We start from the raw sequence: 260 nt of genomic DNA on the forward strand, positions 1-260 counted from the left end.
GTGTGGAAGCGCAGCAATGTGTGAAGCTTACCGGTACTAATAGCTCGATTGGCTTGATCGTTCTCATTGATCAATGCTCATCTGCGACACAGACGTGTCGGGATGAAGCCTAGACGTGTTCAACTCTAAAAACAGGGCTTTGCCCTCACCAGCTTCTCATTTGTTGCGCTTCGCTGACCTGGTGGTTATGGCGGGGCGGCTGCACCCGTTCCCATTCCGAACACGGCCGTGAAACGCCCCAGCGCCTATGGTACTTCGTC

1 rRNA gene is annotated in these 260 nt (G+C 54.2%); it reads left to right on the forward strand.

The window, feature by feature from the left end:
- Positions 1 to 177 precede the first annotated feature (177 nt).
- Positions 178 to 260: ribosomal RNA gene (gene rrf, locus IB248_RS31210) — 5S ribosomal RNA — on the forward strand; the annotation flags it as partial.

The sequence above is a fragment of the Rhizobium sp. RHZ01 genome (assembly GCF_014851595.1).
GTDB classification, from domain to species: Bacteria; Pseudomonadota; Alphaproteobacteria; order Rhizobiales; family Rhizobiaceae; genus Rhizobium; species Rhizobium altiplani.